The sequence below is a fragment of the Streptomyces sp. NPDC028331 genome, from assembly GCF_055565775.1.
Genome location: NZ_JBVHTR010000027.1, coordinates 18,653 through 41,013, shown reverse-complemented (window position 1 = coordinate 41,013; position 22,361 = coordinate 18,653). Strand labels below are relative to the sequence as shown.

22 protein-coding genes and 2 pseudogenes are annotated in these 22,361 nt (G+C 70.3%); 9 read left to right on the top strand and 15 right to left on the bottom strand.

The features are described 5' to 3' along the window. Positions 1 to 89 precede the first annotated feature (89 nt). The gene (locus tag ACZ4SW_RS30865) at positions 90 to 1,307 is read left to right on the top strand and encodes a hypothetical protein (protein WP_468252048.1); all 1,218 of its coding nucleotides are present in this window, start codon (positions 90 to 92) and stop codon (positions 1,305 to 1,307) included. 202 nt (positions 1,308 to 1,509) lie between these two features. Here ACZ4SW_RS30865 and ACZ4SW_RS30860 read toward each other — a convergent pair whose 3' ends face one another. The 3 genes from ACZ4SW_RS30860 to ACZ4SW_RS30850 form a co-directional block, all read right to left on the bottom strand. Further along, a complete protein-coding gene (locus tag ACZ4SW_RS30860) occupies positions 1,510 to 2,073 on the bottom strand; it encodes a CGNR zinc finger domain-containing protein (protein ID WP_468252046.1) in 564 nt (187 codons plus the stop codon). Between the two features lie 337 nt (positions 2,074 to 2,410). Beyond that, positions 2,411 to 2,836: a DUF4267 domain-containing protein gene (locus ACZ4SW_RS30855; protein ID WP_468252044.1), complete on the bottom strand. Its 426-nt coding sequence runs from the start codon at positions 2,834 to 2,836 to the stop codon at positions 2,411 to 2,413. 391 nt (positions 2,837 to 3,227) lie between these two features. Next, positions 3,228 to 3,674, bottom strand: a complete 447-nt coding sequence (locus ACZ4SW_RS30850; protein ID WP_468252042.1) for an anthrone oxygenase family protein — start codon at positions 3,672 to 3,674, stop codon at positions 3,228 to 3,230. Between the two features lie 90 nt (positions 3,675 to 3,764). Here ACZ4SW_RS30850 and ACZ4SW_RS30845 point away from each other — a divergent pair, with 90 nt between their 5' ends. Next, complete coding sequence (locus ACZ4SW_RS30845; protein ID WP_468252040.1) at positions 3,765 to 4,343, top strand: TetR/AcrR family transcriptional regulator; 579 nt, start codon at positions 3,765 to 3,767, stop codon at positions 4,341 to 4,343. Positions 4,344 to 4,536: 193 nt separating this feature from the next. On the opposite strand, the gene ACZ4SW_RS30840 is transcribed toward ACZ4SW_RS30845, so the two are convergent. Then, a complete protein-coding gene (locus ACZ4SW_RS30840) occupies positions 4,537 to 5,715 on the bottom strand; it encodes a Cmx/CmrA family chloramphenicol efflux MFS transporter (RefSeq protein WP_468252038.1) in 1,179 nt (392 codons plus the stop codon). A gap of 517 nt (positions 5,716 to 6,232) precedes the next feature. Between ACZ4SW_RS30840 and ACZ4SW_RS30835 the strand changes: the two genes are divergently transcribed. Then, positions 6,233 to 6,712 carry a peptidoglycan-binding domain-containing protein gene (locus ACZ4SW_RS30835; RefSeq protein WP_468252036.1) on the top strand — a complete coding sequence of 160 codons (480 nt, stop codon included), beginning with the start codon at positions 6,233 to 6,235 and terminating at the stop codon, positions 6,710 to 6,712. A 231-nt stretch (positions 6,713 to 6,943) separates the two neighbouring features. On the opposite strand, the gene ACZ4SW_RS30830 is transcribed toward ACZ4SW_RS30835, so the two are convergent. Genes ACZ4SW_RS30830 through ACZ4SW_RS30820 form a run of 3 tightly spaced genes read right to left on the bottom strand, consistent with a single transcriptional unit; the run spans position 6,944 to position 9,241 of the window. After that, on the bottom strand, positions 6,944 to 7,240 hold the full coding sequence (locus ACZ4SW_RS30830; RefSeq protein WP_468252034.1) for a hypothetical protein: 297 nt from the start codon (positions 7,238 to 7,240) through the stop codon (positions 6,944 to 6,946). Between the two features lie 56 nt (positions 7,241 to 7,296). Continuing rightward, a complete protein-coding gene (locus tag ACZ4SW_RS30825; RefSeq protein WP_468252032.1) occupies positions 7,297 to 8,718 on the bottom strand; it encodes an MFS transporter in 1,422 nt (473 codons plus the stop codon). A 49-nt stretch (positions 8,719 to 8,767) separates the two neighbouring features. Beyond that, positions 8,768 to 9,241: a MarR family winged helix-turn-helix transcriptional regulator gene (locus ACZ4SW_RS30820; protein ID WP_468252029.1), complete on the bottom strand. Its 474-nt coding sequence runs from the start codon at positions 9,239 to 9,241 to the stop codon at positions 8,768 to 8,770. 931 nt (positions 9,242 to 10,172) lie between these two features. Here ACZ4SW_RS30820 and ACZ4SW_RS30815 point away from each other — a divergent pair. Next, positions 10,173 to 10,769, top strand: coding sequence for a dihydrofolate reductase family protein (locus tag ACZ4SW_RS30815; RefSeq protein ID WP_468252027.1), 597 nt, complete (start codon positions 10,173 to 10,175; stop codon positions 10,767 to 10,769). A 97-nt stretch (positions 10,770 to 10,866) separates the two neighbouring features. On the opposite strand, the pseudogene ACZ4SW_RS30810 reads toward ACZ4SW_RS30815, so the two are convergent. Next, positions 10,867 to 11,049: pseudogene (locus ACZ4SW_RS30810) on the bottom strand (IS630 family transposase); the annotation flags it as partial. A gap of 19 nt (positions 11,050 to 11,068) precedes the next feature. Next, on the bottom strand, positions 11,069 to 11,812 hold the full coding sequence (locus tag ACZ4SW_RS30805) for an AraC family transcriptional regulator (RefSeq protein WP_468252025.1): 744 nt from the start codon (positions 11,810 to 11,812) through the stop codon (positions 11,069 to 11,071). A 54-nt stretch (positions 11,813 to 11,866) separates the two neighbouring features. Here ACZ4SW_RS30805 and ACZ4SW_RS30800 point away from each other — a divergent pair, with 54 nt between their 5' ends. Continuing rightward, positions 11,867 to 13,081, top strand: a complete 1,215-nt coding sequence (locus ACZ4SW_RS30800; RefSeq protein WP_468252023.1) for an MFS transporter — start codon at positions 11,867 to 11,869, stop codon at positions 13,079 to 13,081. 48 nt (positions 13,082 to 13,129) lie between these two features. On the opposite strand, the gene ACZ4SW_RS30795 is transcribed toward ACZ4SW_RS30800, so the two are convergent. The 5 genes and pseudogenes from ACZ4SW_RS30795 to ACZ4SW_RS30775 form a co-directional block, all read right to left on the bottom strand. Beyond that, complete coding sequence (locus ACZ4SW_RS30795; RefSeq protein ID WP_468252022.1) at positions 13,130 to 14,101, bottom strand: ABC transporter permease; 972 nt, start codon at positions 14,099 to 14,101, stop codon at positions 13,130 to 13,132. Then, positions 14,098 to 15,072 carry an ABC transporter ATP-binding protein gene (locus tag ACZ4SW_RS30790; protein ID WP_468252021.1) on the bottom strand — a complete coding sequence of 325 codons (975 nt, stop codon included), beginning with the start codon at positions 15,070 to 15,072 and terminating at the stop codon, positions 14,098 to 14,100. Before ACZ4SW_RS30790 ends, ACZ4SW_RS30795 begins: the two co-directional genes overlap by 4 nt. Continuing rightward, on the bottom strand, positions 15,069 to 15,419 hold the full coding sequence (locus tag ACZ4SW_RS30785) for a winged helix-turn-helix domain-containing protein (protein ID WP_468252020.1): 351 nt from the start codon (positions 15,417 to 15,419) through the stop codon (positions 15,069 to 15,071). Before ACZ4SW_RS30785 ends, ACZ4SW_RS30790 begins: the two co-directional genes overlap by 4 nt. Beyond that, positions 15,416 to 15,937, bottom strand: a complete 522-nt coding sequence (locus ACZ4SW_RS30780; RefSeq protein WP_468252018.1) for a hypothetical protein — start codon at positions 15,935 to 15,937, stop codon at positions 15,416 to 15,418. Before ACZ4SW_RS30780 ends, ACZ4SW_RS30785 begins: the two co-directional genes overlap by 4 nt. A gap of 212 nt (positions 15,938 to 16,149) precedes the next feature. Beyond that, positions 16,150 to 16,381, bottom strand: a pseudogene (locus ACZ4SW_RS30775) (hypothetical protein); the annotation flags it as partial. Positions 16,382 to 16,612: 231 nt separating this feature from the next. Here ACZ4SW_RS30775 and ACZ4SW_RS30770 point away from each other — a divergent pair. Together ACZ4SW_RS30770 and ACZ4SW_RS30765 are read left to right on the top strand one after the other, a co-directional pair. Then, positions 16,613 to 18,319 carry an FAD-dependent oxidoreductase gene (locus ACZ4SW_RS30770; protein WP_468252016.1) on the top strand — a complete coding sequence of 569 codons (1,707 nt, stop codon included), beginning with the start codon at positions 16,613 to 16,615 and terminating at the stop codon, positions 18,317 to 18,319. A 45-nt stretch (positions 18,320 to 18,364) separates the two neighbouring features. Beyond that, the gene (locus ACZ4SW_RS30765; protein ID WP_468252014.1) at positions 18,365 to 19,372 is read left to right on the top strand and encodes an amidohydrolase family protein; all 1,008 of its coding nucleotides are present in this window, start codon (positions 18,365 to 18,367) and stop codon (positions 19,370 to 19,372) included. Positions 19,373 to 19,715: 343 nt separating this feature from the next. Here ACZ4SW_RS30765 and ACZ4SW_RS30760 read toward each other — a convergent pair whose 3' ends face one another. Next, the gene (locus ACZ4SW_RS30760) at positions 19,716 to 20,075 is read right to left on the bottom strand and encodes a MerR family transcriptional regulator (RefSeq protein WP_468252012.1); all 360 of its coding nucleotides are present in this window, start codon (positions 20,073 to 20,075) and stop codon (positions 19,716 to 19,718) included. A 62-nt stretch (positions 20,076 to 20,137) separates the two neighbouring features. Between ACZ4SW_RS30760 and ACZ4SW_RS30755 the strand changes: the two genes are divergently transcribed. Both ACZ4SW_RS30755 and ACZ4SW_RS30750 read left to right on the top strand, forming a co-directional pair. Beyond that, entirely contained in the window at positions 20,138 to 21,361 is a 1,224-nt protein-coding gene (locus ACZ4SW_RS30755; RefSeq protein ID WP_468252011.1) for an alkene reductase, read from the top strand. Positions 21,362 to 21,480: 119 nt separating this feature from the next. Next, positions 21,481 to 21,957 (top strand): DUF7919 family protein, encoded by a 477-nt coding sequence (locus tag ACZ4SW_RS30750; protein ID WP_468252009.1) that lies wholly within the window; start codon positions 21,481 to 21,483, stop codon positions 21,955 to 21,957. The last annotated feature ends 404 nt before the right edge of the window (positions 21,958 to 22,361 follow it).

Genomic DNA, 22,361 nt, shown 5'->3' with positions numbered 1-22,361 from the left:
AATGGGTCTAACTGTGCGTCACGACGGCACACCGTATGCCGTCACCGAGCGCGGCGACACCGCGCGACTCACGCACCCGGGGGAATACGTTGAACACGTTTGCGCACAAGGTTCGTTCGTCGGTCACTGTCTCGGGGACGGCCCTGCTGCTGGCCGCCGCGGGCTTCGGCCTCGCGCCGGCCGCTTCCGCGGACGGAGTGCAGCCGCCGATGCTGGCGGTCGCCACCTCCGCGCCCGCGGAGGTCGGACTGGCCGGCCTGCCGGTCGCCTTCACCACCAAGGTCTCCAACACCGGCGCGTACGACACCTCGTCGGCGCGGCTGATCTACGAGATCGACGGGGGAGCCGGCCTGCCGCCGAACGCCGTCAGCCTGCAGTACCGGCTCAGCGGCACGGCGTGGAAGACGGTGCCGCTGACGTACGCCGACCACAAGTTCTCCGGCGAGATGCCCGAGACGTTCCCGCTCGCCGCGGGCAAGTCCCGCACCGTGCAGCTGCGCATCGGGGTACCCATGGGCACCCCGCACAACGGCGACACCAACGGCGGCACCCAGCAGCTGAAGCTGAGCACTCTCGTCTCCTACGGCGCCTCCGGAGCAGCCACCGACACCGACCGCGACACCATCAAGGTCGACGGCCCCAGCACCGGGCTGTCCGGCGTCCCCACCACCGTGACCGCCGGCGGCCCCGCCGTCAGCTTCGAGGCCACGGTGACCAACCCCACCGCGTCGAGGTACGAGAACGTCACGGACACGCTGATCACCAATAGGTACGCCTCCGTGCAGGTGCTGCGCTCCGGGACCTGGAAGACCCTCACGCCGGTCACGTCGAACGCCGAGGCCGATGTGTACGGGTTCGACGTGATCGGCAAGGACGCCTCCCTCGCCGCGCACAGCAGCACGGTCGCCAAGGTCCGGGTGACCTACCGCAAGGACACGCCCACCGGGAAGGCCACCGTGCAGCCCTGCGTATTCGTCAACGAGGGATCGCCGTTCCGCGGCACCACCTTCTGCGAAAACCAGGCGACCTTGACGGTGCTCGCGGCGGGCTCCACGGGATCCACCGGGGGCACCCCGACCCCGACCGCCTCCGCGACCCTGACCCCCTCCGCCTCGCCGTCCGCCTCGACCGAGGCCCCGTCCGCGACGTCGGGCACGACCTCCGGCACGTCCGGGGCGAGCTCGCAGTTGGCCAAGACCGGAAGCAGCGGAACGCTCACGATCGCCGCGGCGGCCGGCGCGTTCCTCCTGGCCGGAGCCGGGGCACTGGGCGCCGTGGCCCTGCGCCGTCGCCGCACGCGGGGCTGACCTCCGGGAGCAGGGCAGGCACATCCCGTCCGGCCAGTCGTCGTCAGCCTCTGGATGAGCGATTCCAAGGGGTTTAGCTCGCGTCCCAGGTGTATTGACCTGAAGGGTTGTTGACGCGGCTGATCGGCGGCTGGCCGCCGAGTGCGGTGTGGCAGCGCGCGAGGCCGAACCTCGCGGCGCAGCCCTTGCGCTGTAGGTGGGGTCAGCGCGCGGTGACGGCGGGCGCGGTCTTCTTGCGGGCACGGTAGGCGGCGGCCTTGATCTTGTTGCCGCAGGACTCCATGCCGCACCACTGGCGCCGCATGCCCCGGGAACGGTCGATGTAGACCCGCGTGCACTCCGGGTTGCCGCACTCCTTCAGCAGGGGGACGTCGGGGCCGCTGAGCAGTTCGACGGCCTGCCGGGCGACTGTCGCCAGGGCCTGCCCGGGGGTCGCCTCGGTGTGCCGCCCGGCAAGGGTGAGCTGCGGAGTCGCAGGGGTCTTGCGCGCGGCGGCGTTGACCACGGCGAGCGCCTCGCGGTCGAAGTCCTCACCGAGCCGGCGGTTGGTGACGAGCCGGTAGATGGCCTCGCGAACGGCGGTCGCCTCCCGGACATCTTCCTCCTCGCCGGGCGTGATCGTGTCCACGAGTCCGGACTCCACGTACCAGGCGTTGAGCCGCTCCGGCGTCACGAACGTCTCGAACCGGGTCGAGCGCCGGGCACGGAGGGTGGCCACGAAATCCAGGGCCGGGTGCCCGCATACGAAGACATGGTTAAGATTCACATCACCACCTTGACAGGTGACTCCTGTCGAACGCAAAGTTCGTCACCATTCGGGTAGGTGATGCCTCGGTAATGGTGCGCTCGCGGTCGTACGGCACCTCCGCGCGGCGGGCGCAGCTCAGCCGTTCCGGCTGAGCTCGCCACCACCGGCCCCGCTGCCCTCCACGGACCTGACACTGATCCAGGCCCTGACCGAGAACGCCCGCGCCGGCGACGCCACCCTCGCCCAGCGGACCGGCACCACACGGCGCACCGTCCGCCGCCTGGAGGCACTGCTGCACGACGGCACGGTCCGCCTGGTCACGAGACCGACCAGGCTCGGACTGCGCACCAGTGCGTCAGGCGTGCTGCGGGGCGGGCGTTGCCGGAGCGGCCGCTACCTTGCGGGTCTCGCGCATGATCAGCAGGCCGTTGACCACCATCAGTGTCGCGGTCAGGCAGTGGACGCCGAGCGCGGTGGCCACGGAGCCGTGGTGGGCCAGCACGGTGGCCATGTCGCCGTACGCGGCGAGGGCCTCGACCAGCAGCGCCCAGCCCAGCGCCCGGCGGTGGCCCGTCACCAGCAGGATGCCCAGGACCAGGGCCAAGACGACGTCGCGGATACCCTTGATGATCAGGAAGCCGCCGCCGTCGCCGGACGGCCAGCTCGGCAGGCCGAAACTCGGCGCCGTCGTCTCCGGGCTCAGGATGAACTCCGTCCCGAACCAGAGGATGAAGAGGATGAAGGCGGCGGCCAGGACGGTATTGATCTTCTTCAGCGACATTGTTCGTCTCCTTGCGAGTCTTCGTCAGCTTGGTGAGCTTCGTGGAGCTTGCTGAGTCGTGTGGGACCTGATCAGGGCGCGTGGACGCGGCTGATCGAGGGGCGCAGCTTGCCGGGATGGCAGGTGTGGGATCCGAGGGGCAACTGCATTCCCGATGTCGGGATTTCGGTGGTCAGCCGCCCACAATTTCGGCGGTCAGCCGCCCCAATCTCGGCGGTCAGCCGCCCCAATTTCGGTGGTCAGCCGCCCCCGGGGAAGTGGGGATCGTGCGCCATCGGCGCGGCCTCGGCCCGCGGGGCCGGAAATCCGAAGCCCTGTCGGGCTCACCCCGACGGGGCGCAAGCCGTCGACACGCAGGGGCGAACCAGTGCATGTCAGGGCGACTTCGGTATCAGGCGAGGGCGGCGACCAGCAGGGTGAAGGCGGCGATGATGACGGCGACGCGGACGTAGTGGTAGCGCTCCCAGCGGTGCAGCTGCTGCTTCCAGTCGGCGGGCCGGTTGTCGGGGGTCCAGGTCCTGTTTCGGTTGTTGATCGGGACGAGCAGCAGCATCGACATGACCACGCTGAGGATCAGCAGGCCGGCGGCGGTGACGACGAGTCCGGCGCCGTGGTGGTGCCATCCGGCGACGGCCCAGATCGCGCTGAGGACGAGCGAGCCTATGTACCAGAACGGCATCAGGGCGCCGAGCATCCGGCCGCCGTGGGCGTGGCCGAGCTGGCCGCTGTCCTCGGGAAGCGCGTCCAGGATCCGGTTCATGATGAAGGCGACGGAGAACTCCACCCCCACCATCACGCCGACGACCACGGTGGTGACGACCTCGAGTGCGTTGAGCATGATGACTCCCCCGGCATCTAGTGTTGCTAGCTGATGAGGCAACGCTAGCGCTGCTGTCGCTCGCTTGTCTAGCGGTGCTAGGATCGAATCATGTCGGTACAGGAACGCAAGCAGCGCGAATGGGCGGAGCGCGAGCGCCTCATCGTGGCGACGGCCCGCGAACTCGCCGAGCAGCAGGGCTGGGACGCGGTCACCACCCGCCGGCTCGCCGAGCGCATCGAATACAGCCAGCCCGTCCTCTACAGCCACTTCCGCGGCAAGCGCGAGATCATCGGCGCCGTCGCCCTTCAGGGGGCCGCCGAACTGGCCACAGCGGTGCGGGCCGCGACCTCCGCCATGGACGACCCGCGCGCCCGGGTCACCGCCCTGGCCCGCGCCTACCTCGACTTCGCCGAGCACAACCCGGCGGTCTACGACGCCTTGTTCCAGCTCGACGGCGGCCTGGCGTACGCGCAGGAGGACACGCCCGAGCCGCTGAAGGACGCCTTCGCCGCCCTGCTCGAGTGCCTCGCCGAGGTCGCCGGGGACGGCGTCGCCCCGGGCCTGTTCACCGAGCTGTTCTGGGCGTCCCTGCACGGCCTGGCGACCCTGACCCGCGCGAGCCGCCTGCTGCCCGAGGACGCCGAGGCGAGAGTGGAGCTGCTGGTGGACCGGCTCGCCGAGCTCTGACACACCATCCCGGCGGGCACGCAGCCGGGGCCCCGGGCCCCGCCGCTGCCTGCCTGCGGCAACGCTAGGCGCGGCAGATGCCGGCCTCGGCGGCCACCTGGGCGACCGGGCGGGCGCGGCAGCGCTCCACGAGCCCTTCGGCGTCCCTCGATGTTCAGGCGTCCCTCGATGTTCAAGGGGGCGTTCGCATGCGTCACTGGAGCACCTCGGCGCTTCGGCCGACCGCAACCACGGTGCGGAGGGGGAGCGCGATGAGCAGCGCGACAGCGACGAGTACGCCGCTCGCACACAGAGGCCCGAGGTTCCCGAGCGCGGTGCCGAGGGTGGTCGCGGCGATGAGCTGGCCGACGGCGGCCCCGACATTGAGTGCCGCCGTCGCATACGCCCCGGCCATGGTGGGGGCTCCCGCGGCCTCGTAGAGAACGCGCGTGATCAGGGTGCTGCCCAGCGCGAATGACAGCGCCCCCTGAAGGAACGCGAGGGTGAACAGGGCGACCGGCTCCTTGGCCAGTACCGCCAGGGCCGGCCAGCCGACGAGAAGCAGCGGACCGCCGACCGCGATGACCAGGCCGGGACGCTGGTCGGACAGCCGGCCGGCGACGGTGACACCGACGAAGGAACCGGCGCCGAAGAGCACCAGAACAACAGAGATCCACAACTCGCCCAGCCCGGCGGTGTCGGTCACGACGGGGGCGAGGAAGGTGAAGCTTGCGAACGTTGCCGCGTTCACCAGCGCGCCGAGCAGCATCACCAGGATCAACCGCGGCCTTGTGAGCTGGACGAGTTCCGCTCGCAGGGCCGGCCTGCCAGTCGGCTCTTCCTTCACACGTCCCGCTGGGGTCCCCTTCAGGATGCCGAGAGCTGTAGGCAGGCAGAGAGCGGCGACAGCCCAGAACGTGGCCCGCCAGCCGAGCAACGTGCCGAGTACCGACCCACCGGGGACACCGGCGATCGTGGCCGCCGTCGTGCCCGACAGCAGGACGGCCAGCGCACGTCCCTTCTTGTCGGGCGGGACCAGCGTGGCGGCAGCCGTCAGAGCGACGGCGAGGAACCCCGCGTTCGCCAGCGCGGCAACGACCCGGGTCGCGAACAGAACCGGAAAGCTCGTGGTGACGGCGCCCACGGCGTGACCTGCCGCGAAAGCGAGGAGGAACCCGAGCAGGCTGGAGCGCCTGGGCCAGTTGCGGGCCAGCGCGGCCACAAGGGGGGCGCCGACGACCATACCGATCGCGAACGCCGAGGTGAGCACGCCTGCTGTCCCGACGGTGACGTCGAGGTCCGAGGCGATGTCCGGCAGGAGGCCGGCGAGCATGAACTCCGAGGTACCCATGGCGAAGACGGCCAGGGCAAGCAGATACAGCGGGAAAGGCATCGAGTGGCTCCGAGGTGAGGAGAGGCACGAGAAGGTCATCTCGTCACCGCGGCCAGCCCCAAGGGCACACTCGTCCCACCACGGAATGCGGCGCGACGACAGGGCTACGAGCTCAGTGGTTCAGGGGGCTGACGGCGTGACCGAAAGCCCCCACCTTGTCTGACTCAGGACTCGACATGGCCCGCACGCTACCCGACCGACGCCCGTCGAGGCACCTCGGTCGGGTGGCCCTTATCTGGTCATTTCTGCGAGCGCCGAGCGTGACCTCGTGCACGACAAGTGGTCACGCGTGACCCGGCGCGTCAGATGTGTCTGTCGCCTCACCGAGCGCTCGGGGTGCTGAACGTGTGCGACCGCCCTCAGGACAGGTGTGGCTATCGGTCAGATTCTTGATGGGCTGAATCGACGGACAACCCTCTGCACGGCGCTCGACCCGCCTCCAGCGGTGCTGCTAGATCTCTGCCTGCATGCGGTCAACCCCGGGGCAGTCGCCCAACCGGAAGAAGGGGGAACATTCATGCTCATACGCGCAAAGGCCGCTCTCGGCCTCACGGCCGCCGGCCTGGTCCTCGGTCTGACCGGCACCCTTGCCGGCGCCACCATAGCCACTGCCGCACCCGCCCAGCAGGTACCCGCCCGGACCGTCAGCACCCGGACCGTCACGATCCAGGCCGTCGACAACCTCGGCCTCACCACCAGCGAAGCCAAGAGTGTGCAGTGCTACGTCCGCGGCGCCGGTTACGACCCCGGCACGATCGACGGCCGGCTCGGCCACGACAGTTGGCTGGCTTGGCAGCGTTTCCTCAACGCCGACGGAGACAAAGCCGGAACCGAGGACGGCATCCTCGGCCCCAACACCATCAGCGCCCTCCAGCGCTTCCTCACCTCCCTCGGCTACGACACCGGCGGCATCGACGGCAAGGCCGGAACCAAGACCAGGGCCGCCTGGAAGGCGTTCTCCCACCTCGGCAACGGCCGGGACGGAAGCTGGTGCTGACCAGCCGCCACAGCAAGAGGCACCGGGCCGTGGCCACAAGGTACGACGAGCCGGCTGTGCGCGGCGTCCAAGCTACGAGGTGACCGTACGGGTCGCTGCGCTCAACAGGTGGTTGTGACGTGCGACGTCAGGCCAGGCTGCGGCGTGCCACGGCGAGGAACTCCGCCTTGAACGGCTCCAGGCACTCGGCCAGGCTCCCCTCATCACGCTCGCTGCGGTAGCGACTCGTTGTTAGTGAGGCGCTGCCGGACGAGGCACTGCACGGGACGTCTGACCGGTGGCACGCCGGCGCCGCCAGTCGCCTTCTGCGTCAAGGGAATGTTCGAGTGACCGAATCGACCACCGTTCCGGAACTGCGGACGGGTTGCTGCCAGTGCGGTGCAGTCCCTTGGCACGGAAGGCGTCGGCCAGTGCCGCAGTGTTCGCGACGATGTCGCCGAGCGGGTGCACGGTCGGCAGGTCGGTCAGTCCTGCTTGCAGGTCGACGACGGTGAGTGCGGTGGTGGGGTCAAGGATGGTGACAGGCACCGGGGTTCTCCGAGCTTTGCTGGATTCGGTGAGGCAGGTGCTGTGAGTGGCGGGTGTCAGCGTCGGGGGCGCGGGGACAGTGAGCGATCGGCGATGGTCATGATGATCAGGGCGGCGCTGATGCCGACCATGATCCAGGCGATCTGGTGGAGGCCGTGGTCGGTGACGTGTGTGTGGAACACGATGCCGGTGAGGGCCGAGGAGGCGATCGAGCCCATGTAGGCGAAGGTGCGCAGCAGTCCCGAGGCGCTGCCGAGTTGTTGAGGGGGAGCTTGGTCGTACAGGGCGGTCTGGTTGCCGGCTGAAGCGGCGCCCATCGAGATGCCGAACACAACGGTGATGGCGACGAACAGGCCGATCCAGGTCGACGAGGTCAACAGGAGAACGCCCGCCGACCCCGCCGCGCACATCAGCGCGGCGGCGATCAGTGGTCCTCCTATGAGATTGCGTCGCGACACCGGCGATATGACCACCGCGGACACCAGGGTCATGGGCAGCAGGAGCAGGCCGGATGCGCTCTCGGACAGGCCGCGTACGGCCTCGGCCCATTGCGTGAGCCCGTAGAGCACGAGGTAGACGCACAGCATCGCCAGGCCGAAACGCAGATAGGTTCGGGTCAGAGCCCGGTGGGCCGCGAGCAGGCGCACGTCGAGGAACGGGGTGGCGGCACGCAACTCCCAGAGCGTGAGCGCCGCTCCCGCTGCCACCGCGATGCCCAGCAGGTACCAGTGCGCGACGGGCAGGTCGTAGAGGAACACCAGCAGTGCGATCATCGTCGTGCCGAAACCGAGGATGCCCGTTACGTCGAGGGCGGAGGCGATGCCACGCAGGGTGTGGTCGCGGCCGACGGGGTTGTCACGGGGGATCCAGGCCAGTGTCGCGGCCAGGGCGATCAGTGCTACCGGCACGTTCAGGAAGAACACCGATCGCCAGGTGAGGGCGCCGACCAGGACGCCGCCGACGGGCAGTCCCAGCGACGCCGTGGCGGTGCCGGCTATCTGTAGTGCGCCGAGGACGTTGCCGGGCGGTTCGTCGAGACCGGCGTCGTGGGCCCGGCCGCGGATCAGCAGCATCGCCGTCGGGTAGGCACAGGAGGTGCCTAGACCGATCAGGACTCTGCTGATGAGCAGGGTGATCAGATCCTGCGCGAGGCCGCCCACCGTGCCGCCGACTGCCACCAGCACGGTCCCCGTCAGAAAGACCCGTCGCGGACCGAACACCTGGGCGGCCTTGCCGGCCGTGGGCTGGGCGATGGCGCTGGCCAGATACAGTGCGGTCACCAGGGCTGCGGTCTGCCCGACTCGGACGTGCAGGCCGACGGCGATCGGTACCAGCGCGGTAGCGATCAGTGAGCTGTTGATCGGGTTCATCGCAGAGCCGATCAGCAACGGCGCAGTGAACCGCCAGGAGAATGGACGTGCGGCACCGCCCGCCTCGCTCCGGGCGCTTGCGACGACGTCGGACTCCGGCTCGTTCATGGCACGCCCCTTGCTCCTCGGGGTGAGGGTCGATGATCGCGGTCGCTGGTCAGAACAGGTCGGCCAGCCGCTCGATCAGCGGCGCCGCCGCGTCGAGAGTCGCGATCTCTTCGGACGTGAAGGACGTCGCCATCGCCGCGGCCATCCGGTCGGCGACGGCGCTGCGTTCGGAACTCAGCACGGCCCGGCCGGCATCGGTGACCGTGAGCAGCCAGCGACGCCCGTCAGCGGGATCAGCCCTACGGGCCACCAGCCCACGGCCTTCCAGGACCGCGACGGTGGCGCCCATCGCCTGGGGAGTGATCTGCTCACGCCTGGCCAGTTCCGCAGTGGTGACCGGACCCAGCCGCTCGAGCCGCGAGAGGGCCGTCAGCTGCGGGCCTGTCAAATCTCCCTCGCTGAGCGCCTCGTGGCTGCGGCGCCTGAACGTGCCGATGCTGATCCGCAACCGCGTGGCAACCCCGATCAGTGCGGGGTCCGGCTCAAGGGTTTCAGTGCGGTCGTCCGATGCTCGTGAAGCCATATTGGAAGGCTAGCCTTGCAAGATAAAGTTTGCAAGGCCAGCCTTCCAATAGAGGGGTCGTTAACCGCACCGTTCCGTTCTGTGTCCGAAGGGAGCAGACGATGGTGTTCCTCTACGACGACGAGTCACCACCAGCGTGCGCTCCGCCCCCTCTACGACGCCACTCTCACCGCGGCCACACCACAACCGGCCACGCCGGCCGGCTGTTGCTGACCCCCGCCCTGCCGCCCGTCGACCAAACCGCCACTGCCTGAGCCCCTGCCCATCCGCAGTCAACTCCCGCTTGCTGGTGCCTGCAGCGTCCAGCCCAAACGGCTCCAAGCCGCCATTCCGCCCAGTGCAGCCTCACCCACTGGCACTTCGAACAGGCGCGGGCGCTCATCGGCAGCAGCGAGCCTCGTCTCGCCGTCCTCTCCGACCGCGACTGACAGGCCCCGTCGGGCAGCCCGTCGCCGAGATCTGTCAAACCTCCCATCTCCTCCCCAGCGCCGGGTGGGGTGGCCTTGGGTTGCATCGACGTGGAGTTCGACGAAGGTGAGGAATTCGGTCGGTGTCGAACTGCTCACGACTCCCTCGGGCACAGCCATGTGGTCTGTCGCCTCCCTGGGCCGACTCGACAGCGGCTGCGCGCCGGGCAAAAGGGTCCGGGTCGCACCCGCGCCGTTGCCCGGCCGGACGTATCAGGAACTGCTCAACGTCGTCCGGGACATCGCGGACACCTTCTCTCCAGCGGGTCCACTGACAGTGCTTGTCGGCTGGTTTGAGCAGCATTCGAGCCGTGGTGTGTGGGCGAAGGTTCACGAGATCTGGCGGCACGGAGCTCGCATGGCCGACCGAGTGTCATGATCACTCAGTGGCCTCGCACTTCGGCACGCCATCCGGCGGCCCGAGGCCGCACCGCGACAGGGTGACCAGCGGAAGGGACCCAGGCATGCGCAAACTCGTCCACTACATCGCCACCACTCTCGATGGCTTCATCGCAGGTCCGGACGGCGGGGACCCCACCGGTCCGAACGGCTTCTGGCCCATATCGGAGGACTACATACAGCACCTCGTGGACGAGTACCCGGAGACGCTGCCGGTCCAGGCGCGGCAGGCACTGTCCGTCACGGCGGAAGGCACGCACTTCGACACCGTGCTCGAAGGGCGGCGCAGCTACGAGATCGGTCTTGCGGCCGGAATCACTGACGCCTACCCCCACCTGCGTCACCTGGTCTTTTCCCGAACCTTGACCGACAGCCCGGACCCGGCCGTCGAGTTGGTCGCCGATGACCCGGTGGCGACCGTGCGCGCGCTCAAGCAGCAGGACGGCAAGGACATCTGGCTACTCGGCGGCGCCGAACTTGCGGGCTCCCTGTACGCGGAGATCGACACCCTGATCCTGAAAGTCGGCCCGTTGACCATCGGTGACGGGATCCCGCTGTTCTCCCGAAAGGCCGCCTTCCACCCCCGCAACTGGACTCTCGCAGACCACACGGTCCTCAAGAGCGGCGCGGTGATCCTCATTTACACGCGGGTCGGTAGCTGAGCGCTCCGGGTCGGCGGCGCGTGCACGAGGCCGGCGCGGGTGTGCGCAGAGGGTCGTGCAGGCGCCGCCGTGGCCGCGCGCCACGGCCGTGGGCGGCTGCCTGGATACGGGCGCGTTCTCGGCGTTGGGCGGCGAGAACGTCGGGGTGGCGAGCGTCGGCGTTGCGCCGGCGCGGGTAACGGTGCACGGCCTGAGTCTGCGCCGGGTGGCTGCGATGGTTCGAATTCACCGGGCTGAACTGCCGCAGCGACCCGAAGCGCGCTTCGATCGGGTTGGCCCAGAGGGACTCGTAGGCGCACTCAGCCCGTCGGGTGGGAGCCCGGGGTGTGGCCGAAGGTGCGGCGGAAGACGTCGATGAAGGTGCTGGTGGACGACCAACCGCACTGGTGTGCCACCACGGTCACCGGCGTCCGTTGCGTCAGGAGGACCAGGGCCCGGTGGAGACGAAGCTGTGTGCGCCACTGCGGGAAGGTCATGCCGAGGTCACTACGGAACAGCCGGGACAGGGTGCGGTCGCTCGCCCCGACCTCGCGGCCCAGTTCGGCGAGCGTGCGGCCGTCGCCCGGATCGGCGATCAGGATGTCGCACAGGGTGCGCAGCAGGGGAGCGGTAGGAGTGGGCAGGTGCAGCGGCTGCTGGGGGGATGCCCGTAGCTGGTCGAGGAGCACCGCGCGAAGGCGGGCCCGTTCGGGGCTGTCATCGTCCTCGGCGCGTGTGTAAGCGATGATCAGTTCGCGCAGCAGTGGGCTGACGGCCAGCACGGTCGGCGCGTTGAGGCCGAGCGGGTTCTCGGTGGCGGGCAATCCCACCAGGTGCAGGTCGAGTTCGCCGTAGGCCCGGTGCGCGTGCACGGTGCCGGCGGGCACCCAGATGGCGCGCGTGCCCGGGGCGACCCAGGACCCCTCGCCGGTCGTGACGGCCAGCACCCCGCGGCCTGCATAGATGATCTGGTGGTCGTCGTGCCGGTGGGCGTCGATCGAGCCGCCGGACGCCAGCGACTGGGTGCGGGTCGGTGCCACGGGATCGTGGCGGATTTCCGTCATCTTGTGGCAGCTTATCGGAAGCGCGACACCATGCCGGGCCCGGAGCATGGCGGGATGCGAAGGAACACACCGATCGTTCTGCTGTCCGTGGGCCACGCCTGTGTCGACCTTTACCAAGGTGCCGTGGCGGCCCTGGTGCCGTTCTTCATCGCCGAGCGCGCCTACACCTACGCGGTCGCCTCGGGCATCGTGCTGGCCGCCTCACTGCTGTCCTCGGTGGCGCAACCGGTGTTCGGCGCGCTCACCGACCGCTGGGCCATGCCATGGCTGCTGCCGGTCAGCACGCTGCTCGGCGGTGTCGGCATCGCGCTGAGCGGCCTGAGCGGCTCTTACCCGCTCACCCTCGTGTTCGTCGCGGTGTCGGGGATCGGCGTGGCCGCCTACCACCCCGAATCCGCCCGCGTCGCCCGCATCGCCAGCCGGGGCAGCCACCGCGCCATGAGCTGGTTCTCCACGGGCGGCAACATCGGCTTCGCACTGGCCCCGCTCATGGTCGCCGCCGTGATGGCCGCCGGAGCACTGAGTTGGACACCCCTGCTGGTGCTGCCGGCTCTCGCCGGCGCTGCGATGTGCCTGCCCATGGTGCGCGCCCTGCGGCAGAGACAGGACGCCGGACCCCGCATGACGGTGCCCGCCGGGAGCGACGACACCACCTCCTTCGTGAAACTGTCACTGGCCGTGGTCTTTCGATCGATCGCGTTCATCGGTCTGAGCACCTTCATCTCGCTGTACGCCCGCCAGCGCCTGGGCGGCAGCACGGCCGCGGGCACCGCAGCCCTGTCCGTGCTCTACCTCGGCGGTGCGATCGGCTCGGTACTGGGCGGGTCCCTGGCCGCCTGCTGGGATCGGGTGACGGTCTCGCGCTGGTCGTACCTGATCACGGCCGCGGCCGTCGCAGGCGTGGTGTGGGTGCCCGGCCCGGCCATCTACCTGTTCGTGGCACTGACCTCGACCGGCCTGTATGTGCCCTTCTCGCTGCAGGTCACCCTCGGCCAGGACTACCTGCCCTCCCGTGTCGGCACCGCCAGCGGGATCACCCTCGGTCTGACCGTCAGCATCGGCGGCCTGGCCGGCCCCGCCATCGGCGGTCTCGCCGACGCCACGTCCCTGCAGACCGCCCTGGCGCCTCTCGTCCTGATGCCCGTGCTGAGCGGGCTGATCTTCCGCACCCTGCCCGAACCGAGCGTGCCGCAGCCTCGGACCGCGGCGCCCACGAAGGGAGACAGCACCGGTGCCGTCCTCGGTCCCGCCCCTGCCGACCCCCGATGACCGGTCCCTGGCGCCCGGCTCCCCGGCCCGCGGAGCCGAAAGGGCGCGTCATGGCGTGAGCGCACCGCTCATGCGCGCCTTGCTCTGGCGCTCGGTCAGCCGGGAGCCGGACTCGTGGCGGGCGGCGCGGCGCAGCAGCGGGACGGCCAGCAGGAAGCCGACGACGGCCCAGCCGGCCAGCACCAGCGCGACCGTCGGCAACTGCCAGGAGCCGGACGGCTCCGCGGCCTGCGCGGCGTCCGGCAGCAGGGCCGAGCGCACGCCCTGCGCCATCCACCGGAGCGGGAAGACGGACGCCACGTCCTGAACCACCGCCGGCAGCCGGCCGATCGGGAACATCGCCCCCGAGGTCACCAGCAGCGCCGTCGCGGGCAGCATTATCATCGCCAGCCCCTCGCGGGCGTTGGGCAGCACGGCGCCGATGGCCGCGCCCAGCGGTACGACGGCGAGCAGACCGAGGCCGACGACCCATATGAGCGTCAGCCAGCCGCCGGGGCTGTGCGGCAGCGGCCCGTCCACGAACAACGCGGCGGCGCCCAACAGGACGGTGACGATGCCCATCGCCATGATGACGATCACCACGCACTTGGCGACCAGATAGGCCGGTATGCCGCCGGGCGTGGCCCGCAGCCGCAGCAAGGTGCCCTCGTCGCGCTCGGTCACCAGGATCTGCGGAAGGTTGATCAGCCCCACCTGGAACAGCAGATACGCGGCGAACCCGGCGATCGTCAGGTGTGCGGCGGGGATACGGGTGCCGGGCAGGTCGTCATGGATGAAGGAGGCGACCACCAGGGCGATCACCACATTGCTGAGATGGCTGACGAACTCCCTGCGGCTGCGCAGGAGATGACGCACCTCGATACCGCCGCGCCGCAGCCCGGCCTGCCATGAGCGCACCTGCCGACCGCGGGCGCGGACCGCCCCAGGGGCGCCGGTGGTCCCGCCGGCAGCCCCGTCCGTCGCGCTGGTCCCGCCCCGCGCGGTCCTGTGCCCGACCGCTGTAACGTCCGTCTCCCTCATGCGGATCGTTCCTCCCCCGTCCCGGCGCCCACCAGGGCTGTGTTGCCGGCGGCTCCGGCGTCCGCGCCGCTCCGGGCGTCCGTGGTGCCGCCAGTGTGCTCGCGCACCATGTGCAGATAGGTGTCCTCCAGCGTCGGGCGGCGGACCTCCAGGTCGGCGACCGGCCCGTCGGCCTTGCGGTGCAGTTCCCAGACCAGCAGTGAGGGATCCGCGGTGCGCTTGCGGCGCGGCGTGCCGTCAGGTGCCGTCCAGCGGACCTCCGCCTGGGCGGCGGCCAGCCGGGCGAGCTCGGCGGGTGTGCCGCACATCCGGATACGGCCGTTGACCAGCATCGCTATCCGGTCGGCGAGACGCTCGGCCTCGGCCAGGTCATGGGTGGTCAGCAGGATGGTGACGCCCTCGTCGCGGGCCAGCCGCTCGACCAGGTCATGGAACTCGCGACGCGCCTCGGGGTCGAAGCCAGTGGTGGGCTCGTCCAGGAAGAGGAGCTCGGGGCGGCCGACGATGCCGAGCGCGACGTCGACGCGCCTCCGCTGGCCGCCGGACAGCTGGTCGACTCGGTGCCGGGCTCGGTGGGTGAGACCGACCAGCTCCAGCAGCTCTTCGGGGTCGCGCGGATCGGGGTAGTACGTCGCGAAGTGCCGCAGCAGCTCGGCGACCTGCCAGCGGCGGTGGTCGCGCCACGATTGGAGCACCAGGCCGATCCGGCCGCGCCAGGCGTCGTCGGCGTGCGCCGGGTCCTTGCCGAGGACCCGGACCTCGCCGGCGGAGCGCTGCCGGAAACCCTCCAGGATTTCGACGATGGTGGTCTTCCCCGCGCCGTTGGGGCCGAGTAAGGCGAAGATCTCTCCGCGGTGGATGTCCAGTTCGACGCCTTGCAGCACCTCGGTGCTGCCGTACGACATCCGCAGCTCCCGTGCGAAGACGACCGGTTGGCGGGAGCCGGCGGCTGTGGTGGGGGTACTGGTCATCGGCTCGTCTCCGCGTGCTGCTGTTCGGGTGCCGTCTGCTGCGCCACTGCGGGTCCCGCGCCCTCGACGATCGCGCGGAGAGCGGCGACATGGCCTTCGAAGGCGGTGCGCCCGCGGGCCGTCAGCCGTACTTTGGTGCGACGTTTGCGCCCTCCGCCCTCCTTGCGGATCTCCAGATAGTCGGCCTCCTCCAGGGTGTGCAGCTGCTTGGAGAGCGCGGAGTCGCTGAGCGAGAGACCGTCGCGGATGAACGAGAAGTCGGCCCATTCCGTGGCGGACAGCAGGGCCACGATCGACAACCGGGTCGAGGGATGGATCAGTTCGTCGAAGCCCGCGGGGGTGCTCATAGGCCCGCCTCCTCGTCAATGGCTCGTGTGGCGTGGCCGCGCAGCGCGCGTTCGCGGAGTGTGCTGACCGCCCAGCGGTTCGCCGGTCCCGTGAAGAGGACGAACACGGCAGCCGCGGCGGTGGCCGTGATCAAGCTGGGGTAGGGCAGGTCGAGTGAGTCCGCCAGGTGGTCGGTGAGCAGGATCGTGCCGCCGGTGAGGCACCCGCCTGCGATGAACGTGGCGAAGCTGCGCCAGCTGTACCGGGAGCGGTGCAGCCGCATCCGGGCACGGCGGCTCCAGACGACGGCCAGGGAACCCAGGACGCCGACATAGGCGGCGAGCGTCAGCCACAGGCCCCACGCCGGGAGCTTGAGCCCCATGCCGGCGAGGAAGCCCCACATGACCGCGGCCGTCGTGTAGGTCGCCTTGGGATCACCGTGCGCGCATCGCTCGATCTCGTCGTAGACCCGCTCCTGCGGCACCCGGATCCGCTGGAGATCCTGCCAGGCCCGTTCGGCATCCACCGGTGTGGTCATGCCATCGCCTCCCCGAAGACGTTGCTGGACCGCCGGGGCGCGCCGGACCGGATCAGGCCGGACCGCCCCCGCGTTTACTTGCCTACTGGGAAAGTTAGCGCCGACTTTCTCGGTAGGCAAGTCGAAATGACCCCGCCCTTGGTCGCTGATCGCGCCGCTGCCGCCGGAGCCTGGTCCGAGGCGGCATCGGCATGTCCAACGCCTTTGTCGGAGTCCACGCCCCTGCGGACGGGGGTCCCGCTGACCTCGGCCGCCTGCGCGACGGCCCGGAACCCGCCATGCCCCCGGAACCCCTGATGCCCCGGAACCCGTCATGGCCCGGAACCCGTCATGCCCCGGAACCCGTGCCGCCGCCCCCATCGACAGACGCCGCCGGCGCTCGCCCAGGTGCGACGGCAACACCGCGCATCTCACAGCGAGTTGATAACCAATCGCCTGCGACATGCCCCTACCGCATCCACGAGCCGGATCCGCCGAGGCGTCACTTCCGTTCTCTGCGCGCCCTTAGCCCGTCCGGGGCGGCGCCGGGACAGCGGCGTCGCGATCAGAGCAACAGGAGGTGCGGGGTCCGGGAAGCGGGCGAAGAGTTGATGCCGAATGGAAACGCCCCGAGTCACCGCTTCCTGCGGTCTCGGGATATTCGGCATCAGATGACAGACGATAGGGGATCAGCCGATGAGCAGACGAGCCGTGGAATCCGTACCAGTTCTGGTGGTAGGCGGCTCCTTGGTGGGCCTGTCCACGTCAGTCTTTCTCGGCCGCCTCGGCGTCGAGCACCTCCTCGTCGAGCGTCACGCCGCGACGTCCACCCACCCCCGCGGCCGTGGGAACAACCTGCGCACCATGGAGCTGTTCCGGACCGCGGGCGTCGAGCAGGACATCCGCGCCGCTGCGGGCGCCCTGGCCGGGAACGACGGCGTCCTCCAGGTGAGCACGCTCGCCGGCGGCGACCGCCGGTGGATCGTCAAGGCCATCGACACGGGTCCGTCCCTGTCGCAGATCACCTCGTCGGGCTGGTGCCTGTGCAGTCAGAACGACCTCGAGCCCGTCCTCCTGCGCTACGCCCGCTCCCTCGGCGGTGACATCCGCTTCGGCACCGAGCTGGTCTCCTTCACACAGGACGCCGAAGGGGTGCACGCGGAGGTACGGGACCGTGACAGCGGCGAGACGTGCACCGTGCACGCCCAATACCTCGTGGCCGCCGACGGGCCCCGCAGCCCGGTGCGCGAGCGGCTGGGCATCACCCAGTCGGGACCGGGCCCGCTGTTCCACAACGTGAGCGTCACGTTCCGCAGCAAGAAGCTGCAGGACGTCGTCGGCGACAGGAACTTCGTCGTCTGCTACATCACCGATCCCGCCGGCGAGGGTGCCCTGCTGCCGGTGGACAACCGCGAGCGATGGGTCTTCCACGCCCCCTGGGCCCCGGACCGGGGCGAGACGCTGGACGCCTTCACCGACGCGCGCATCATCGCCCACATCCGCGCCGCGGCGGGCGTCCCCGACCTCGACGTCGAGGTCACCGGCAAGGCCCCCTGGCACGCGGCGGACCGGGTGGCCGACAGCTACGGCGAGGGCCGGGTCTTCCTGGCCGGTGACTCGGCGCACGAGATGCCCCCCACCGGGGCCTTCGGCTCCAACACCGGTATCCAGGACGCCCACAACCTCGCATGGAAGATCGCGGCGGTCCTGCGAGGCTGGGCCGGACCGGGGCTGCTCGACACCTACCAGACGGAACGCCGCCCGGTCGCGCTCGCGACGACCGCCCGCGCGCTGTTCCAGGCGGGCGAGGAACAGCACCCGGGCTACACCCCGGAGAAGCGCAGAGACGATCCGGCCGACGCGTTGACGGTGGCCCTGTGCTACCGCTACCCGTCGGGCGCCGTCGTCGGCGCCGACCCGGACACCGCGATCGTGCCCGACCGGTTCCGGCTGGGCGGCGAGCCCGGAAGCCGCGCCCCCCACATGTGGGTGACCACCCGGGACGGCCGACGGATCTCCACCCTGGACCTCTACGAACGGTCCTTCGTCGTCCTCACCGGCCCCGGAGGCGAGGCCTGGCGCACTGCAGCCCGCCGTGTCGCCGCACGCCTGGGCGTCCCGGTGGAATGCTACGTCGTCGGCGCGGACCACGACCTGATCCCCGAGGACGAGGCCGACTGGGCGGCGCTGCACGGCACGGCGGAGTCCGGTGCCGTCCTGGTCCGCCCCGACGGCTTCGTGGCATGGCGGTCGCCCAGGCTCGTACCGGACCCGGAACGGGACCTCACCGACACGCTGATGACGGTGCTTCGCCGCGAGACGCCATCGAACGCCGCGGCTGAGCCGCAGCCGACGACCGCGACGGAGCAGCCCCTGGTGGCGGCATCCGACGGGCGCGTCTGAACGCCTCCGCTTGAACGCCGCTTCTGAACGAAGGAAGAGCCCGTGATGATGTCATCCCAACCCTCGGCGTCCGCCCCTGCCGACGACGACGCCCGAACCTCCCGCGTGGATGTCCACCACCACTTCACCGCCCCCGCCTGGCTCGACTGGGCCGAGGCGCAGGGCCTGGTCCGGCGCGACCGGCTGCCCTGGTGGACCCGCTGGGACGCCGACTCCGCGCTCGCCCTCATGGACCGTACGGGCATCCGTACCACCGTCATGACCGTGGCCATGCTCGGCCGCATCCAGGAGCGCGACAAGCGCGAGGAGAGCGCACGGGTGGCGCTGCAGGCGGCGGCGGAAGTCACCGCGAGCCACCCCACCCGCTTCGCCTTCTTCACACCGGTCTTCCTCGACGACCTCGACCTGTCGAGCTGGTCGCTGAAGTACGGTCTCGACGACCTCGGCGCCGTCGGAGTGAGCACGCGCACCAGCGCGGGCGGTGTCTATCTCGGCGACCCCTCCCACGATCGCCTCCTCGCCGAGCTGAACGACCGCTCCGCGGTCGTCAGCACGCACCCGATGGACGTATCCGGAGGGAACGGCGACGGGGCGGCCGTCCCGGGCCTGCCGCCGTACATGTGCGACTTCCTCATGGACACGACTCGCGCGGCGATCAACCTCATCCTCAACGGCACCCTGGACCGCTACCCCAACCTCACCTTCGTCCTCCCGCACGGCGGCGGCTTCCTCCCCTACATGGCCACCCGCCTGGAGCTCTTCGGCGACCGCCTCACCCCCGAGATCGAACCGTCCCGGGTACGCGACTACCTGCACCGCTTCTACTACGACACGGCGGGCCCCATGTCCCCGTCCTCGACCCCGACCCTCATGGCCACGGTCGACCCCGCCCGGATCCTCTACGGCACCGACTGGCCGCCCGTCCCCGCCCACATCGTCTCCGACATCGCGGCACCGGCCCTGGACAGCGACCCGGCCATCACCGACCACCAGCTCCGCGGCATCAACCGGGACAACGCGCTACGCCTGATACCGGCACTCGCACGGGCCTGAGCGCGGTCTTGCACGCCGCACACCGGACCCGTACGCCACCAGCCGCCCGCGGTCGACGACCACCACCAGCCCGGAGCAACGCGCCGCCCATACCGGACGGGAAACGGCCGCATCACACGACCGTCCTCGAAAACGAGCGAGCTTGCGGATCGGCCAGCGGGTGAAGAGCCGGTCGAGTCGCGGCTGCTGGTGCCGCTCGCGGTCGTGGAGTTGCTGCCCGTCTGCCGGTGACGCCCGCGTAGTCGTCGTCAGCAAAGGCCAGGTGGCATCCGGTGCGAACGCTAGCGTCGCCGGGAGGCCCGGCACACGGCGTGCAGGCCGCGTTGCGGGTCGCTTCGGCCGGTCAGGCGTCCCGGGCCGTGCGGATGACCTCGTCCAGGGTCTCCCGGGAGCGGCGCAGATCGGCGATCATGCGGTCGATCCGGTCGCGCTCGGCGGTCAGGTCCTGCACCAGACGCGGGGTGGCGATCGCGGAGGGTCCGCCGTCCCGGTCGCGCATGCAGGGCAGCAGTTGCCGGATCTTCTCGCTGTGCAGTCCGGCCGCGTACAGCTCCTGGATGCGGATGACGCGGTCGACGGCCGTCTCCGGGTAGTCGCGGTGGCCGCCGGGGGTGCGCTCGGCGGTGAGCAGCCCCTGGGTCTCGTAGTAGCGCAGCGACCGCTCGCTCACGCCGGTGCGCCGGGCCAGTTCGCCGATCCGCATGTCCGCCTCCGCCGGGAAGAGGGCTTGAACCTCACATCAGTGTCAAGTTCTACCGTGCCGGCATGACGCAGACAACGGACTTCCTCGCCCCCGTCCGGCTCGGGCGGCTCGCCCTCCCCAACCACCTCGTGATGGCCCCGCTGACCCGAAACCGCGCGGAGGCCGACGGCACTCCGACGGACCTGATGGTCACCCACTACGCACAGCGCGCCTCGGCCGGACTGATCATCGCCGAGGGCTCGACGCCCAACCCGGTCGGACAGACGTACCCGGACATCACCGCAATCCACACCGACCGGCACGCGGCCGGCTGGCGGCGGGTCACCGACGCCGTGCGGGCGGCCGGCGGGCGGATGTTCCTGCAGCTCCAGCACGGGGGCCGGGTCAGCCACCCGGCGACCACCGGCCTCACGCCCCTCGCACCCTCCCCCGTCCCGCTGCCGGAGACGATCTTCACACCGCAGGGCCACCGGCAGGCCGCCGTCCCGCGCGCGATGACGACGGACGACATCCGGGCCACGATCACCGACTTCGCCGCCGCCGCACGCCGGGCCGTCGACGCGGGCTTCGAGGGCGTGGAGGTGCACTCGGCCAACGGGATGCTGCTGCACCAGTTCCTCGCCGACAACACCAACCGCCGCACCGACGGCTACGGCGGCTCGGTCGAGCGGCGGGTGCGGTTCGCGGCGGAGGTGACCGAGGCGGTGGCCGACGCGATCGGCGCGGACCGGGTGGGCATCCGCATCTCCCCGGCGAGCACGGTCAACGGCGTCCTGGAGGAGGACACCGACGGCCTCTACGCCACGCTCCTGGACCGCCTGAAGGGGCTGCACCTCGCCTATCTGCACCTGGTGCGCTCCGACCCGGCGACCGGCTGGTACCGGCGGATCCGCGCCGACTGGCCCGGCGTCCTGATCGGCAACCCGGACCTGACCGACCTGTCCACACCGACCGTCACCCGGGCCACGCGGGAGATGCTGGCGGCCGGCGCCGACCTGGTGGCGCTCGGCCGCCCCTTCCTCGCCAACCCGGACCTGGTCACCCGACTGCGCCTCGGCGCACCGCTCAACCCGGTCCGGGACCGGTACTTCATGTACGTGGGCGGAGCGGCCGGCTACAACGACTACCCCACCCTGGCGGATCAGGCGGGGCCGCCGTCCAGCGACTCGATGGTGGCGTTGGACGGGGCAGAAGTCGTGGGCACGGCTCCCGATCGTGCCCGAGCCGCCGCTTCCCGGCAGGCGGCCCCGCAGGTCACGGAAGAGCCGTTGAGCAGCCTTCGGTAGTCCGGCCGGACGACTCCCTGCGCTCAACTGGCCGAGTACAACACTCAGCGGCCAACCAGGAGCTGTCCGCCGGATCCACGCTGTGGCCCTGGGAGTGTCCATGCGGCGATCATCCTCAGGTGTTCTATGAAGACCTGACCGAGTACGACTACCTGCCCGATGACTCGTTCACCGACAGGGAGTCCGGCTTCTACGCGCTCTGGTATCGCCCCGCGTACTCACGCCTCAACGTCGGCTGGCTGGAGGCCGGCCGACCGTATCGGCGAGGTCCGGTCCCTCCGGAGTTCGTCGAGAAACTGAAGGCCATTCAGAGAGTCCAGTGGATGAACGAGTGCCTTGGGGAGCATGAGTGCGACCTCTGTCCACCGGGCGAAGGTCCTGAAGGCAACGGCGAGGTCCGCATTCCAGGGGCACCCGGGGTGGCCTACGCTGCGCCGTTCCTGGTCACTCACTACGTTGACGTCCACGGCTACCAGTCCCCGAGTGCCTTCGTTGACGCTGTGCTGTCCGTCGACGTCGACGAATGGGCCGCAGCGCGCTGGCCCGAGGTTCCGTTCCCCTGGATCCCGAATGAGGTGCAACGCCTGTTGGAGTAGCGGTTCCCAAGGAAGACGTAGGCACGCTTGTAGCGGCGATTGCGGCGTGAGCTGCATACGTGGGACCGCGAGGAGGCGCCCCGGGGGGGGAGAGGAGCTCGACGTGCACGTGGCCCTGGAGGTGCTGCGCCGCCCGGGTGCCGTGGCCTGCACCGAGTGCGGGGCGGACGTCGCCCTCGGCCCGCTGATGTCACCGGGATTCAGCCGCCGAACAGCGCATCGAGCAAGCACTCCGGGACAGTTTGGCCTGGCCGCCGCGCATCGGCGGGTCTCTGGCGTGGCGTAGGTCGGGGGCGCGCCGGGGGGGGGGGGGGGGGGGGAAGGGAAACAGCGACCCCCCCCCCCCCCCCCCCCCAACACCCAAAAACGACCCACAAGGATACGCTGCGGGAGGCGGTGGGGGA

Bases quoted from the DNA above. Each gene is read 5' to 3' on its own strand.
- ACZ4SW_RS30855 (WP_468252044.1), bottom strand. From the start codon at position 2,836: ATGTCGCTGAAGAAGATCAATACCGTCCTGGCCGCCGCCTTCATCCTC.
- ACZ4SW_RS30780 (WP_468252018.1), bottom strand. From the start codon at position 15,937: ATGACCACACCGGTGGATGCCGAACGGGCCTGGCAGGATCTCCAGCGG.
- ACZ4SW_RS30790 (WP_468252021.1), bottom strand. From the start codon at position 15,072: ATGACCAGTACCCCCACCACAGCCGCCGGCTCCCGCCAACCGGTCGTC.
- ACZ4SW_RS30840 (WP_468252038.1), bottom strand. From the start codon at position 5,715: ATGCCTTTCCCGCTGTATCTGCTTGCCCTGGCCGTCTTCGCCATGGGT.
- ACZ4SW_RS30845 (WP_468252040.1), top strand. From the start codon at position 3,765: ATGTCGGTACAGGAACGCAAGCAGCGCGAATGGGCGGAGCGCGAGCGC.
- ACZ4SW_RS30805 (WP_468252025.1), bottom strand. From the start codon at position 11,812: ATGACGGAAATCCGCCACGATCCCGTGGCACCGACCCGCACCCAGTCG.
- ACZ4SW_RS30785 (WP_468252020.1), bottom strand. From the start codon at position 15,419: ATGAGCACCCCCGCGGGCTTCGACGAACTGATCCATCCCTCGACCCGG.
- ACZ4SW_RS30835 (WP_468252036.1), top strand. From the start codon at position 6,233: ATGCTCATACGCGCAAAGGCCGCTCTCGGCCTCACGGCCGCCGGCCTG.
- ACZ4SW_RS30825 (WP_468252032.1), bottom strand. From the start codon at position 8,718: ATGAACGAGCCGGAGTCCGACGTCGTCGCAAGCGCCCGGAGCGAGGCG.
- ACZ4SW_RS30770 (WP_468252016.1), top strand. From the start codon at position 16,613: ATGAGCAGACGAGCCGTGGAATCCGTACCAGTTCTGGTGGTAGGCGGC.
- ACZ4SW_RS30815 (WP_468252027.1), top strand. From the start codon at position 10,173: ATGCGCAAACTCGTCCACTACATCGCCACCACTCTCGATGGCTTCATC.
- ACZ4SW_RS30850 (WP_468252042.1), bottom strand. From the start codon at position 3,674: ATGCTCAACGCACTCGAGGTCGTCACCACCGTGGTCGTCGGCGTGATG.
- ACZ4SW_RS30755 (WP_468252011.1), top strand. From the start codon at position 20,138: ATGACGCAGACAACGGACTTCCTCGCCCCCGTCCGGCTCGGGCGGCTC.
- ACZ4SW_RS30760 (WP_468252012.1), bottom strand. From the start codon at position 20,075: ATGCGGATCGGCGAACTGGCCCGGCGCACCGGCGTGAGCGAGCGGTCG.
- ACZ4SW_RS30765 (WP_468252014.1), top strand. From the start codon at position 18,365: ATGATGTCATCCCAACCCTCGGCGTCCGCCCCTGCCGACGACGACGCC.
- ACZ4SW_RS30800 (WP_468252023.1), top strand. From the start codon at position 11,867: ATGCGAAGGAACACACCGATCGTTCTGCTGTCCGTGGGCCACGCCTGT.
- ACZ4SW_RS30820 (WP_468252029.1), bottom strand. From the start codon at position 9,241: ATGGCTTCACGAGCATCGGACGACCGCACTGAAACCCTTGAGCCGGAC.
- ACZ4SW_RS30795 (WP_468252022.1), bottom strand. From the start codon at position 14,101: ATGAGGGAGACGGACGTTACAGCGGTCGGGCACAGGACCGCGCGGGGC.